At 52.7% G+C, this 13,862-nt stretch carries 14 protein-coding genes; 3 read left to right on the forward strand and 11 right to left on the reverse strand.

The genetic code is table 11. The annotated features are described in order from the left end of the window. Positions 1-7 precede the first annotated feature (7 nt). A complete protein-coding gene (locus ACSPJT_RS07000; RefSeq protein WP_435895653.1) occupies positions 8-1,291 on the reverse strand; it encodes an argininosuccinate synthase in 1,284 nt (427 codons plus the stop codon). Positions 1,292-1,453: 162 nt separating this feature from the next. Between ACSPJT_RS07000 and ACSPJT_RS07005 the strand changes: the two genes are divergently transcribed. After that, a complete protein-coding gene (locus tag ACSPJT_RS07005; protein ID WP_435895654.1) occupies positions 1,454-2,467 on the forward strand; it encodes a hypothetical protein in 1,014 nt (337 codons plus the stop codon). Here ACSPJT_RS07005 and ACSPJT_RS07010 read toward each other — a convergent pair. Next, positions 2,464-2,973 carry a hypothetical protein gene (locus ACSPJT_RS07010; RefSeq protein ID WP_435895655.1) on the reverse strand — a complete coding sequence of 170 codons (510 nt, stop codon included), beginning with the start codon at positions 2,971-2,973 and terminating at the stop codon, positions 2,464-2,466. The genes ACSPJT_RS07005 and ACSPJT_RS07010 overlap by 4 nt on opposite strands. A gap of 123 nt (positions 2,974-3,096) precedes the next feature. Between ACSPJT_RS07010 and ACSPJT_RS07015 the strand changes: the two genes are divergently transcribed. After that, on the forward strand, positions 3,097-3,522 hold the full coding sequence (locus ACSPJT_RS07015) for a hypothetical protein (protein WP_435895656.1): 426 nt from the start codon (positions 3,097-3,099) through the stop codon (positions 3,520-3,522). Here ACSPJT_RS07015 and ACSPJT_RS07020 read toward each other — a convergent pair. Next, positions 3,519-4,235 (reverse strand): metalloprotease, encoded by a 717-nt coding sequence (locus tag ACSPJT_RS07020; RefSeq protein ID WP_435895657.1) that lies wholly within the window; start codon positions 4,233-4,235, stop codon positions 3,519-3,521. The two genes, ACSPJT_RS07015 and ACSPJT_RS07020, sit on opposite strands and share 4 nt — an antisense overlap. 7 nt (positions 4,236-4,242) lie before the next feature. Next, positions 4,243-5,937 carry a 2-isopropylmalate synthase gene (leuA, locus tag ACSPJT_RS07025; protein WP_435895658.1) on the reverse strand — a complete coding sequence of 565 codons (1,695 nt, stop codon included), beginning with the start codon at positions 5,935-5,937 and terminating at the stop codon, positions 4,243-4,245. Between the two features lie 120 nt (positions 5,938-6,057). Between leuA and ACSPJT_RS07030 the strand changes: the two genes are divergently transcribed. Then, positions 6,058-6,747, forward strand: a complete 690-nt coding sequence (locus tag ACSPJT_RS07030) for a L,D-transpeptidase (protein WP_435895659.1) — start codon at positions 6,058-6,060, stop codon at positions 6,745-6,747. A gap of 97 nt (positions 6,748-6,844) precedes the next feature. Here the strand turns inward: ACSPJT_RS07030 and ACSPJT_RS07035 are convergent, their stop codons facing one another. The 7 genes from ACSPJT_RS07035 to ACSPJT_RS07065 all read right to left on the reverse strand — a co-directional run bounded on the left by ACSPJT_RS07035 (position 6,845) and on the right by ACSPJT_RS07065 (position 13,836). Continuing rightward, positions 6,845-8,260, reverse strand: a complete 1,416-nt coding sequence (locus tag ACSPJT_RS07035) for a hypothetical protein (protein ID WP_435895660.1) — start codon at positions 8,258-8,260, stop codon at positions 6,845-6,847. Between the two features lie 18 nt (positions 8,261-8,278). Next, the gene (locus ACSPJT_RS07040; RefSeq protein WP_435895661.1) at positions 8,279-8,971 is read right to left on the reverse strand and encodes a M15 family metallopeptidase; all 693 of its coding nucleotides are present in this window, start codon (positions 8,969-8,971) and stop codon (positions 8,279-8,281) included. A 54-nt stretch (positions 8,972-9,025) separates the two neighbouring features. Beyond that, positions 9,026-9,805: a hypothetical protein gene (locus ACSPJT_RS07045; protein WP_435895662.1), complete on the reverse strand. Its 780-nt coding sequence runs from the start codon at positions 9,803-9,805 to the stop codon at positions 9,026-9,028. A gap of 124 nt (positions 9,806-9,929) precedes the next feature. Further along, entirely contained in the window at positions 9,930-10,739 is an 810-nt protein-coding gene (locus ACSPJT_RS07050; RefSeq protein WP_435895663.1) for an NAD-dependent epimerase/dehydratase family protein, read from the reverse strand. Further along, positions 10,732-11,541, reverse strand: a complete 810-nt coding sequence (map, locus tag ACSPJT_RS07055) for a type I methionyl aminopeptidase (RefSeq protein ID WP_435895664.1) — start codon at positions 11,539-11,541, stop codon at positions 10,732-10,734. Before map ends, ACSPJT_RS07050 begins: the two co-directional genes overlap by 8 nt. A gap of 310 nt (positions 11,542-11,851) precedes the next feature. Then, positions 11,852-12,394: a hypothetical protein gene (locus ACSPJT_RS07060; protein ID WP_435895665.1), complete on the reverse strand. Its 543-nt coding sequence runs from the start codon at positions 12,392-12,394 to the stop codon at positions 11,852-11,854. Between the two features lie 41 nt (positions 12,395-12,435). Further along, complete coding sequence (locus ACSPJT_RS07065) at positions 12,436-13,836, reverse strand: VWA domain-containing protein (RefSeq protein ID WP_435895666.1); 1,401 nt, start codon at positions 13,834-13,836, stop codon at positions 12,436-12,438. Between the last annotated feature and the right edge of the window lie 26 nt (positions 13,837-13,862).

Genomic DNA, 13,862 nt, shown 5'->3' on the forward strand with positions numbered 1-13,862 from the left:
CGGTGGGCTACTTGCTCTGGCGAGCACTGGCTTTGAGGCGCAGAGCGTTCAGTGCGATGAAGCCGGTGGCGTCATTCTGGTTGTAGGCTTCTTCTGCTCCACCTTCCATGGTGGCGACGTCTTCGGAGTAAAGAGACAGTGGAGAGCGGCGTCCTGCTTGCATGCAGTTGCCTTTGTAGAGTTTCAGACGAACCTCGCCAGTGACGGTTTGCTGAGTAGATGTGACCAAGGCTTGGATGGCCTCGCGCTCAGGAGCAAACCAAAAACCGTTATAGACCAGTTGTGAGTATTTAGTGATCAGGCTGTCGCGAATGTATTGAGCCTCGCGGTCAACAGTGAGCGTTTCCAAATCGCGGTGAGCAGCTAGCATGATGGTGCCGCCGGGAGTTTCATAGACACCACGTGATTTCATACCGACAAAGCGGTTCTCGACGATGTCGATACGGCCGATGCCGTGTTTGCCGCCAAGGAAGTTCAGCACCCGCATTACTCCGTAAGGTGAGAGCAGCGTGTAGCCATCTTTTTCGCCTTCTACTTTGAAGTCGCCGAGCTTGGTGATGACCTCATCGAGACCATCATATTTGAGACCGACGATGTCTCCTTTTTCAAATAAAAATTCAACATACTCGGGAGTGTCAGGAGCATCCTCAGGAGAGACGGAAAGCACATACATGTCGCGATCCTCTTCGCCGGTGGCATCATGCCAAGTGTCCTCAAGAGCACCTGCTTCGAATGAAATGTGCAGCAGGTTGCGGTCCATGGAGTATGGCTTTTTCTTGGAAGCGGTTACGTCGATGCCGTGCTCTTCACAATAGGCGATCATCTCAGAACGGCCGGGGAACTGGGCGCGGAATTCATCATCACGCCATGGGGCGATCATTTTGATGTCCGGAGCGAGTGCTGCCACGGAAAGCTCGAAGCGAACTTGGTCGTTTCCTTTGCCGGTGGCACCGTGCGCGATGGCATCGGCCCCCTCTTTGATCGCCACATCGACCATGCCCTTGGAAATGCAGGGACGTGCGATCGAGGTTCCAAGAAGGTAACGACCTTCGTAAAGGGCATTGGCTTGGAACATCGGATAGATGTAGTCGGCGGCGAATTCTTCTTTCAAATCGCCGATGTAGCACTTGCTGGCACCGGTGCTGAGAGCTTTGGCCTCGAGGCCGTCGAGTTCCTCACCCTGACCGACGTCGGCGCAGTAAGCGATGATTTCAGCGTTATATTTCTCTTTGAGCCAGAGAAGAAGGACTGAGGTATCAAGACCTCCGGAGTAAGCGACGACGATTTTCATAGTGATACGTGGGTTAAGGTAAAAAGAATGCTGCCTCGGCTGGGAGACGGGCGGAGGAAAGCACATTCAGAATCAAGAGACAAGAGCCAAGAATTCGGAGCAACCTGAAACTCCGGAGATTGGAGTGTGGACAATGATCCGTATCATGTTCATTGATACAATATGGCTAGTTCCACCGCAGCTCACACTCGGCAGCCTAAAGGGAAGCCGAAATGGTCGTCCATCACTTTGGTTGTGCTGGGCCTTGGATGCATGGCCACGGGAATTGGACTGAAACGTTGCTCTGGGGCGGATGCGCTTGCGGCCGAAAGCAGTCGAAATGCCAGTCGGGCAAACCTCGCTCATTCCTCTAACGAGAAGTCGGCACGTACCAGCAGAAGAAACACTCTGGCCGCGGGGAAAAAGCAAAACCTGCCCAGTCACCTCATCTATCTCTCCGATGCCAAACGTCAACTGACGGTGACCGAGGTGCAAGACATCATCGATGAGGTCAAACAGGCATCACTTTCAGAAACCATTCCCACCAATCTAAAAACTCTGCGCCGGTTTCGAGACGCTCAGATCGATCTGGTGGTAAAATCTTTTTCCCGAGCCCTATCACTATCGCCCTCTCAAGCTCAGGAAATGGAGGGCCATCTGGCTAAGTTGGCGGACTCACAATTCAGCGCATTTGCGGAGAAATACCAACTCGGCAAACCCGACTCAGGATTCGAACACGAAGGTCGTAGATACCTCCCTGTTTCAGCCTCGGTCATGATAGCTCTGTGCCACCCCTCGATATGGCTGAAGAGTTATCAAATATTTGAGACATGTTCATTGAACGAGGATCAGGTAAAAATCCTGATGCCTGCCAACACGGGCCAAAGCAGCGGATTCTACGAAGTCCCAACGGGCCGATACGATATCGCCCCGCGAATACGTGACCCCTTAACCGGGACCGTGAGTGGATTCCCTCGTGGCGCCACACCTGATTTCCCGATCATGGGCAACCTTCTACCGCTTACGACCAATCAGGGGTTCCTACTTCAGGAACTCATGGAGAAAAAAAAAGCGAACGAGCCAAATCAGCTCAACCAAGCACTTTTTCTAACAAGAGAACAACTGACTTTGTCGCTGCTATTAGAGCCAGAAGCAATGATCACACTTAAACAGGAATTGGGCGCGCCATCCGATTAAGCTTCCTCGTGTTCCGAATCATCACGGGACTCAATGGCGGGCACGCTCATACCTCCTGGTAAAACCTTGCGCATGAGCTTTTTCAGACCTCCTTGGGCTGCTTCATGCGTGTTTTCAGCATCGCGCATGGCTCTTTCCCACGCAGGGGCAAAACCGGGTGCCTGCTCGCGCATAACAGTGACGGCCGTCTCCATCAGGTGAAGCTGACGCATTTCAGCGCGGCCTGCTTTCTGACCTACCGTGTTTAAATTCACTCTCAGATTTTCATTCTGTTCGCGCAGCTCATCGAGCTGAGTCTGGAGCTGTTCGTTGCCCTTCGAATTGATTTTTAGCTGGGTATTGAGATGCCCCTGAAGCTCCTTGTTCTCGGTAGAAATCCGGGCGTTCTCACTACGCAACATCGCCACGTCCTTACGCATCAGTTTCCAAGTCATTATGACCAGAAACAAACCTACCAGCAGCCCCCAAGTAAATGGCTGCGAGACGATATTCACGAAAGTATCCATGCATCTATCATAAACGGTGCTGCCCGTTGGTCAATAGTCATCAACGGGTGGAAACCAAGCCTCCGATTGTAATCGCCGTTGACACGAGTCTTACATATTCTAACGCCAACCAAGGAGAACCCCATGAATCTGAACAAATTCAAAAAGACGATCGGCAAAACCAATCCTGAAAAAGGATTGCGTGATCTCGCTGGGGCCCGGAAAGCTGAGTATCACCATAACGACCAAGGAGCTATCAGGGTGAAAGGAAAATACATCAGCCATGACTACGATCGCTTTGGCCGTGTGTTCGGTATCACTGCCTACCTGCTGGCTTGGCTCTATGTGCCATGCACTGTGCTCAGCTTCTTTCTCCCTCCAGGTTCGATCTGGAATCCGTTCAGCATTTTCCTCACTGGCATGTTTGCCGTTCACGGATTTGCATTAGTCGCAGACGGACTGAGAAACTCAAACGCACCCTGGGCGATGAAAGGTATCAAGATTTACTGGATGGGAGTCATCCTCTTGATCGTCCTCTCGATGATCATATCGATGCTGCCAAAGGGCTAGTATTTAGCCTCCCGATACCCCATGTAGTTCGTGTAAGCAAAGTAGGCAAAGAAGATCAGTCCCATCGTCATCTGCAGTGCCATCATGATCACGACGACCACGATGCAGGTGATGATGCTGATCTTATGCATCCTCTTCCGCGATTTCACAAACTGATCCATGAACTGGCCACCATCGAGTGGATAGACAGGGATCAAATTCAAAATCGACCACCAGACATTGACCCACACCATGGCATTGAGAAAACCGTAAACCGGCCGGTCATCAGGGAAAATGTTCAGCATATATTCATGCGGAATCATAGTGTAGGTGAGATAATAAAGCATTCTCGTAAATGCCTCCGGAGCTGGAAAAATCACATAGAGTGAAGCGATGCTGATAGCCGCGAGAACCAGTCCGGCACCGGGGCCTGCGAGAATCATTGCGCAGCGATTACGTCTGTCGAGACGACCTCCCTGATGATAGGCAAGACCTCCGAATGCCCAGAGTCGAATCCAAACACTGCCACCGCCTCTTTTCCATCCTGTTAGTGCGTGCCCCAGTTCATGCGCCAGCACGGAAATAAATCCGGCCATCATGAACAGCAGCACTCCCATGTAGGCATCAGGAGAATTACTTTTCAGGGCGTAGAAACCACCACCAATGTAGGCCATCACAAGCCAGAACCACGGCTCTACCTCGACGGCTACACCAAATATTGTAAATCTGAACATCGCTTAGTTAGGCTGAAGTCGTGGAAAACAAATTGGCTGCGCAAACAAGCGCCTTGAGACCCGCCATCTCGATGGATGGGTCTATGCCACATCCCCAGAGAATACGACCATCATCGTGGCGTAATTGAACGTAAGCAGCGGCATTGGCGTCAGAGCCACCGCGCACCGCGTGTGAGCGATAGTCGGTGACATGGAAGTCCTTGAGCCCGGCATTCTCCAGTGCGTGCACGAAGGAGTTGATCGGTCCGTTCCCCTTGCCTTTGATGCTCTTGGTCTCACCATTGACAACGATTTCTGCGATGCAATCGACCATGCCCTTTTCGTCGGTGTGATGCACCAGTTCGTAGTCGGTGACTGCGAGTGGCTTCTCAACATTGGCGAAGTACTCGTAGAAGGCTTCACGGATTTCGTCGATGTTCAGCTCACGGCCCAATTCATCGGCAAGATCGTAGATTCTTTTTCCGACCTGTGGATGCATGGTCTTGGGCAGCTCTAAGCCGTGCTCGCGATCCAAGATCCAAGCGACTCCACCTTTTCCAGACTGGGAATTGATTCGGATGATCGCTTCGTAGGAACGCCCGATGTCTTGTGGATCGATCGTCAGGTAAGGTACGCCCCATGCAAGATCGGCATCCTCCTTGATCTCGCGACTGCGACGATCCAGACCTTTCTTGATCGCATCCTGATGGGATCCAGAGAATGCGGTAAAAACCAATTCCCCGGCGTAAGGGTGACGCTCGCTGACAGTCATGCGGGTGACGCGTTCGTAAACAGCGCGCAAGTCCGTCAGATCGGAGAAATCCAGACCCGTCTCAATGCCGTGGCTGTTCATGTTCAGGGCCACATTGACGATGTCCAAGTTTCCAGTCCGCTCTCCGTTTCCGAACAAGGTGCCTTCTACCCGATCGGCTCCAGCCATCAGGCCGAGCTCAGTGGCCGCTGTTCCGGTTCCGCGGTCATTGTGGGTGTGAAGAGAGATATCAATGCTGTCACGACGATTCAAATGGCGCCCCATCCACTCGATCATATCGGCATGGATGTTAGGAGTCGCCCACTGCACGGTATCGGGAAGATTGATGACCATCTTTTTCTCCGGCGTTGGCTGCCAGATTTCGATCACCTCGTTGCAGCACTCGAGAGCGAAATCGAGCTCGGTGTCGGAGAACGATTCTGGTGAATACTGCAAGACAATCTCGGTATTGGGAACGGTGGGAACCAGTTCCTTGACCAGCTTGGCACCTTCGATAGCAAGGTCGCGAATCTCCTCACGGCTGGCGTCACCAAAGGTAACTCGGCGCTGTAGCGGCGAGGTGGAATTGTAAATATGGACGATGGCTCTTTTCGCGCCATCAATCGCTTCGAATGAGCGGCGGATCAGATGCTCACGAGTCTGCACTAGAATCTGGATGGTAACATCATCAGGAATGCGATCTTCCTCGATCAGGCGTCGGCAGAAATTGAACTCGGTCTCGGCGGCTGAAGGGAAACCGATCTCGATTTGTTTGAAACCAACACGGCAAAGCAGTGCAAAGAACTCGAGTTTTTCCTCCACGGACATCGGCTGGGGTAGAGCCTGGTTACCGTCACGGAGGTCCACCGAACACCAGATCGGGGAGTGGTCAATGACGCGGTCCGGCCATGTTCGATCTTTCAGGTCGACGGCAGGAAACGCACGGTATTTTCGGATACTATCAGGTTTCATGTCGGGGTTTGCATGGGGGTTTTTGACAGGAAATGCAAGCGGCAAGCGGACTGTTGTGCGTTTTCTCGTCACACATTCGTTCTTGCGCAACGTTCTGTGCGGCCACAATATTCCGCTGCGATGAATAAAAAGCTTATCCCAATCCTCAAGTTATCTGTACTGGCGGCTCTCGCCTGTTTCGGATTTTCCTCCTGCTCGACTCCTGGTGGCGGTAATGCCATGGCTCAGTATGAAGCCTACGACCGCCCAGCCACCCTGCCGACCAACCCTTCCAAGGTTCGGGTCAAGGTTTCCCTCAAAAATCAGATGGCTTACGTCATGGAAGGCTCTAAGCCGTTACTGATTATGCCCGTCACCATTGGTACTGCGGCAAACCCAACTCCTCGCGGCAACTTCCGCCTTTTTAACAAAGAGCACTACCACCGCGCGAACACACACGGCTACGCCTACACTGGCAATACTGTGCGTCCTGCCTATCTGCGCAACAAGCCAGCCGGATGGTCATTCAAAGGAACCCCAATGCCTTACTGGTGTGAGTTCAAGCCAGCCTACGGATTCCACACTGGCTGGATGAAGCCGTTCCCAGCCTCCCACGGCTGTCTGCGCATGCATAAAAACGTAGCTCCCAAGTTCTTCCGCTTGGTTAGCAACGGAACACCCGTGAACATCTCCAACACACAAGCTGAAGATGCTACCATCGGGAGAAACATCCCCCGCCCTCCTGACTCCACTCCTTTCCCAGGCAACCCTGATGCGATGATGCTTACTAACAAGTTCTTCACCATGCATAAGAAGCCTACCTACGAGTAGACCTTCAACATACACTCTGACCAATCAGGGAGCTTTCTGAGGAAAGCTCCCTTTTTCTTTGCTTAGTTCAATATACCGACTCGCTCTGAAGTCAGAATCAATTGCCCAAGCAGTAGAGGTAGCCGTTTTTCGATCCTGCGTAAACACGACCGTTCCAGACGACCGGAGTGGCATCAAACATTGGGCCTGAGAGACGATCGAGTCGTTGCAGCTTCCCAGCGGCGGTCACCTGATAGAGGTCCATGCCGTTGTCATAGCCAATGATGATGCGGTTACCGACAAAAAGAGGAGTGGAAATCGAGCCTTTGGGGAGCTTGACTTGATCTAACACAACTGGAGTTGGGTAACGGTTCTGGCCACGCGGACCAGCCACCATGACACCGGGCTGAACTTGCTTGTGATTCACCAACGTCAATCGGCCATCCACACCAACAAAGCAGGCGAGGTCCTTTGAGATACCCGAGTTATACCGATGGTTCACCGCTGGTGAGCCGACCATTCCCCCGCCCCACTCGTAAAATCTTACATTCGGCTGTGGGAAATACCAGACAGGTCCTTTGCCGGGTTTGATCTTCATCACTCCGCCTTGACCCGAAATAAACTCTCGCTCAATTCCTAACAGAAGATGACTGTCATTGGTCAAAGGCATGGTCCCGTTGAGATCCCCGCCTGTATCCAAAGTCCAGCCAATGCCGCCCCATCCAGTGGAGCAGGCATAAACCCGCCCACAACCGGCGGCGACATAGGCCTTGCCACCATAAACAGTGGGTGACGACTCACAAGACAACTCACTTCCATAGCGGGCCAGATCGTTAGGCGTGTAGAGCTTCAGTTGCTTGTAGATCTTTGGTGCGGGAAATCCATTGACCATCGAGGTCTTCGAGGGACTCGGTGAGAATACGGTGAAGAATCCATTCTCCAGTGGCACGCAGGCCTTCGAGCCGATCATCACCGCAGAAGCATCGACATCGCGGCTATTGCTTTCCGTCCTTACAAGATTATGGCGCCACAGGTGTTTGCCCGTCATGTAGGACACCCCATGCAGCCCATACGCTGGATCTGTTAGGAAATTACAGTTACGCCCCATCCTGCTGCCGGTGATCAAAACGTATCGGTTTTCAGCGTTACTGCCGCCGACATCTGCAAAAGTAGGCGTGCCCTTAATCGCATCTCCGACATCCGTGCTCCAGATCACTTTGCCATCACGTGCCCTGATTTTCTTAATGTGATGACTGAGTGAGCCGATGATCAAATAGGTTTCCGCACCTTCACGAATCACCAGCGGCTGACCTGTCCAGCCTGTGCCACTCCACTTTTTGATCGCACGTCCCACCCGCGTCGTAGCACTCCCGAGATGAGTTTTCCAATGCACTCTTAAACGAGAAGGAGCCACATTGCCGTAGTAGTTTCGCTGCCCGTCCCCCAAGTAAGTGCCCACCAGCGGCTGGACTTGAGCGCTAGCTAGAGGCGGAACAGCGAGCAACAAACATGTTAGAAACAATCCGGATTTCATCGTGGTTAGGGGGTAGCGTTAGTTCTGTGGCTGAATAGCACTCAGAGGAATGGTATCCGGGTATTTGTGGTAATTTTTATCGATATAGTGCCACCACTCGGCGGGCAGTGGGTAGAATCCGGCGGCATGCATCGCACTCTGAAGTATTTGCACATTCCGCAGCACTTCAGGGTCTTTATGCGTGTAGTTACTGGCGGCGTTGGCTGTGAAGGCGTCGAATCCAGTTGGCATCTTTACGGGCTTCCCTCTCGACGTCACCAAAGTCACGTCCACCGCAGTGCCACAGGAGTGTTGGGATGGGGCGCTGTTAGGATTGGCTACAAAGGTATCGTTATGCCCAGAGGCATGCCAGAGTTTCATCTGAGCACTTGGTGGTCGGTAAGCATCCCATACCAAGATCCGGTAGCCGTGGCCTTTGACCAAGTTGTTAGCCTTTTTCAACCGCACTGCGGTTTCGGGTTTCAGTAGTGCTTTAAAATCGCTGGAATAGAGTGGCTCTGTGGAGATGGGCGATGCTCCTTTATACTGCAAGTCGACGAAGATCGAACGATCAACTTCTGCGATCTCAATAAGTCCTGCCTTGGCTAGCACGGGGTCCTTGGAAACCGGTAGCTCTTGGGAACCTTGTGGTCCGGCTGACGGGGTTTCATTCATCTGACTGGAACAGGCTGTGAGAAAACAACAGAGACCGAGAGGAAAAAGAGCGCGCATGAGACTTCTAACTATCAGATATGTATTTCAGCGTCCAGCGAGGAAGGCCAATGTTTACTCCTCCTGCTGCTCTTCGCGTTTTCTTCTGCCAAGCCATTTGGAAAACACATTGGAAAAATGCAGGACCAAGCCGGCAATCATTCCGATGCCAAGAATCATCCAGATTTGAGTGGAGCCGAATACCTCGTTCGGGGGATTCATCCCCCCAATCGCAGCCAAAGTGGCTACAGGGAAGAAGAAGGCGACTAATCGGTTCAGTAACCGCGCTTCGTCACCAGCTTCCTTGGATGCCCGCGCCTGCCTTTCGGCGCTTTCCGCCATGCAGAAATCCATCCCGTGACGGGCGTCTGATGCAATGAATTCAGTCGATCGTTCGAGACCGAGAGCCCAGTCACGCAGGGACATGACATCGGCATCGGCCGGCAAAACATCTCGTAACTGTTCCAGCACGTTGAGCATGTTACGGCATGAACGATGCAAAGGTGTGGCTGCGCGAAGCACTTCCAAATAATCTCCCGCATCTGTGGAGACATCGAGCTTGGCATCCACTTTCTCGACTGCTTTTGAAAAGATCCCGACGTGTTCCTGTAGGGCTGCAATGCCGTCGCCATGTCGCTTTGACTTCCACTCGCCCTCAGGATTTCTCCAAAACAGAGATCGCTTACGTCTGCCATCGTCACCAAGTACTGGCAGTTGGTGTAAGATCAGTAAAATGTGACCGTCCTCCTCGATCATCTTTTGCCGGCCCGCCTTCTTGCCGATGCCGTGGTGCATGGACTCCGGTACAGCCCAGGACTCAGGAATGATTGATTTTGCAGCAGGCTTTTGTTTCATCGTGATTTATGGCTGCACTTGCATGCCACCCCGCTCTTTTTACACGGATAAACGCCACTAGACAAAGATATAAGCTCAGAGTGAGGAAGCCCCCGTTTCAAAGAGTCCTAGCTGACGAAATCGATCAAGCTATTTCACAGGCAAGTGCCAAGGAAAGGAAATCCGGATAGGCAGGCTTCCATCCTAACGCCTCGATACGCGCGCTGGAGACATATTTACTGCTATTCCCCCGCTTACGAACTGTGCCATCAGACTCAACGCTGGGCGGCATCGGTAATGAGAAATGATCTGCCAGTTGTCGGTAACAATCACGCTGCGTGACTGAACCAGCGGAGACGTTATAGAGACGACTTTCTCCTGACATTTCCTTCGAAATAATGGACAGAGCACGCGCTGCATCGTCTCGGTGGACGTAATTCATCACCCTGTCACCTTGACCATCAAGCTTGGCTTTTCCTGCTAACAGGTTTTTAAGAATGTGGCATCTGGCTGGACCGTAGAGTCCTGAAAGTCTGGCCACCGCGCCACCAGAGGCTAACACTTGGTCTTCGGCTTGCTTCAGGATCTTGCCTGTGACTGTGGTTGGTTCAGCCGGACTACTCTCATCCACCTCGCTGTGATCCGCCTGCGCGTATACCGATGTGCTGGATACAAAAATAAACTCAGCATCAGAAAATCTACCTAACAGGTTTTTTGAACCATCGAGATAGACTCGCCGATAGCCTTCTTCCCCGCCACCACCCGTGGCCGCGCACTGGATCACCAGATCATAGCTCCCTGGCAGAGCGGAGACTTGGTCCGCTGCAGAAATATCACAGCGGAGATTAGCCTCATCACTCCGGCTTAGAGTTGTTATTTCCCAACCAGCTGCGGAGAACTCTCTCGCGAGAGCCTCACCGAGAAAGCCGTAACCGGCGATGAGCAACTTAGCCATTCATCGAAATACCTAACAGCTCCTCTGTAGCCTCACGCGGACGGGCTGTGAGGATGTCTGGTTTTCCTTCAGTCACGAGTACGGTGTGTTCAAAGTGAGAGGAATACTTTCTGTCATTGGTGATGACTGTCCAACCGTCATCAAGGATGGTAACATCGGGCACGCCGGCATTCACCATCGGCTCGATGGCAAGCACCATGCCCGGACGGAGTTTGGGCGAACGGCCGTGGGGCCGGAAGTTAGGAACCTGGGGTTCCTCGTGAAGATTGCGACCAACACCATGACCGACAAACTCGCGGACAACGGTAAAGTCATATTGTTTAACGTGCGCCTCAACCGATCCACAGAGATCGGCCAAGAGAACACCGTTGCGGGCGTGATCGATGGCTTCGTAGAGAGATTGCTCGGTGGCACAGAGAAGGCGTTTGGTTTCGAGGTCAATCTCGCCGGCGGGCACGGTAGTGGCGTTGTCGCCGATCCAGCCTCCCTTGGTGATGCCTACATCGATTTTGAGAATGTCACCCGGTCTGATGATGGTTTTGTCAGAGCCGATTCCGTGAACCACCTCCTCGTTGCGAGAAATACAGATATATCCGGGGAATCCACGGTAGCCGAGAAAGGCACTTTTGCAGTCGCGCTCCTTCATCAATTCAGCGGCGTAGGCGTCAATTTCCCCCGTTGTCTTACCAGGGGCTACGGCCTTGGCACAGAGCTGGAGAATTTCACTCGCTGTTTCACAAGCGACTCGCATTTTGCGGATGTCGGCTGCTGATTTGATGGGAATGCGGATTTTTTTAGCCATGGTCGAATAAAGTGTCTGGGGCGAACAGAAAACAATGACCTGAACTTGGTCAGGTCGGAGGCAGGCAAGGGATACTGCTTTTCTTTTAGATTAAAAGAAAAAAGCCTCACCGGATCAGGGAAGATCGGGCGAGGCTCATAAAAATTGGAATCAATTAGCGTGATGCGGTGTTTGTGCGGTCTTCTAAGACTTTGTTCAAAAGGTTCCGGTTATTGGAGTCCGAGCGGACCACCACACCGTCAACCAGCACGTCAACAACAACACCGATCATGTTATCCACCCGGCGACCGCCAGGTACGTTTGGACCACATCATCCGCCGCCAGAGGGGGCCTTGATCTTGCGCACGATACCTACTTTATCAGTAGCCACCGTGATGGTGTCACTGCTGTATAGTTTACCAGTGGCAAGGGTTCCTTCTTTTGTCTTGGAGATAATGCCTCCTCTCACAAGGTCACCTTGGTCGTAGTAGAGGGTGTATTTCAGTGAAACGTTATCGACTGTGACTTTACCATTATTACGCACCTCGATGGAGTAACCGGTGGGCACTTCATCGCCATTTTTGAGTCCCTTGTCCTCTTCGATCGTGAGGCGAACGTTCTTGGCGATGGCTAGGCCGGCTTCGTTTGCGAGCACATACTTCTGGCATTCAGGGGAAAGCACATCGAGAGAGAAGTGCTTTGACCGACCTGGGCCTACGGATACGGTCACCGTCTTGGTCTTGGAATTATAACCAGTCAAGGTGGCCTTGAAGGATTTGGACTTATCAGCGCTAAAGAACTCTCGCTGCTCCAATGCCTGCGACGGCAATGCAACAGCCATGAGAACCATGGCGATTAGGTGTTTCACTTTCATGTTGCTGTTTCCGTAGTCTTTATCCTGTACGGTGTCAAATACTAACCCTTGGGGATGTGTGGTTTAGAGACTAAACCAGTCGCCTTTTTCAAGACCTCCAAAGCCCTGCTTCTCTCCACCGGTAGGGAGCCCGCGTCTTTGGTTTCAATCACCGAAATCAGGGATCGCAATCTGACGTCGCTGAGTTCACCGGGAGTGGATGTATCGGCGATCAGCATGCCGGTGGCGGCGACGGTGGAAGCGAATCTGAAGTCCGGGCTGGCATTGAGCCAACTGCTGACCTGACTCTCTCCCAGCGTGGTGGACTGACTTGGCTTATTCCCCAGCTGCAAGGTGACAATGGCATCCGCGCCCGCGTCCGACTCTGCCGCAGTGGGATTCAGCTCCACTTCATAGATGACGTAGTTCCCATGGGATTTGGAAACGCGCCGTAGTGCAGCCGTCGCGTCGCCAGCCGGGCTTATTTTCCCAGCGTAACCGAGCAGTCTCACGCGCTTCACATGGTCGGAATCGAAAGCAAGCGAGGCTGAAGGTGAAGGTCCGGCCTCAGAGGTTGCGGCAACATGGACGGCCAGAAGCATCGTGGATGGATTCCATGGGGTGTGGCAGATCTCTACGTCTGCAACCAATCCATCACCCTTCAGTTGGCTTGGTGTTTTGTAGTCAAAATGATTCACCAACTCTTCGATGCGCACGGCGTTTTTCGGAGGTAGTTCGTTCCGCTCATTAATATAGCGCACTAACAACGGCCAGCTGACAGCGCCGGAGGTAAGTGGCACTTGGAAGGTATTAGAGCTTGTCGAAGCAATATTCTCCCATCCCTTATCTACCAATTCCGGCAGCTTGACGGGTGATGAAAGGTCTTGGATCTTAATCCTTTTTTCCAGCTCCTTGCGGAAACTGAGTGTGTCCTCACTGATGGCGGCCGCCACAGAGCGGGCTGAGTCGTGCGAAGCTACTTCGTCGTTGGTGACGTTGGGTGTCGGGATCGATGGATCTCCATGATTCACCACGGAGGGCGATGTTAGATTTTCCAGATCCACCTGTGACCAGTCCCAAGCTTGATTATCAGTCACCGCGCTTGAAGATGCGTCACCACTGGGGCGGTTTGTTAGAAAAATACCCAAGGCCACCGCAGCGGCCACGCCAATTCCAGCCACCGCCGGTTGTTTCCAGAACGGAACTTTGGCACTGGCAATATCCGTGATCTTGGGCCCTTCGCCAGCGCTGCGCACCGCCGCCCTCTGGTCCGCGGTAAGCAGGTGGGTTTTGCCACCACCTAATGTATCGTGTAGCAGCGAGGCAGTGTCGCGCACTTCATCCACGGCACTGCGGATACGTGGATCGGTTCGCATGGCGCGTGCGATCTCAGTAGCGTCAGCTCCGGTGAGCTCGCCTAGTGCGAATGCGGTGATGCGTGGGTCATTGACGTCGATTTTCATCTCAGTGGTTGGTCAGGGTGTTTTTG

Origin of the sequence: Oceaniferula spumae (assembly GCF_042849255.1) — a bacterium.
Lineage (GTDB): Bacteria > Verrucomicrobiota > Verrucomicrobiia > Verrucomicrobiales > Akkermansiaceae > Oceaniferula > Oceaniferula spumae.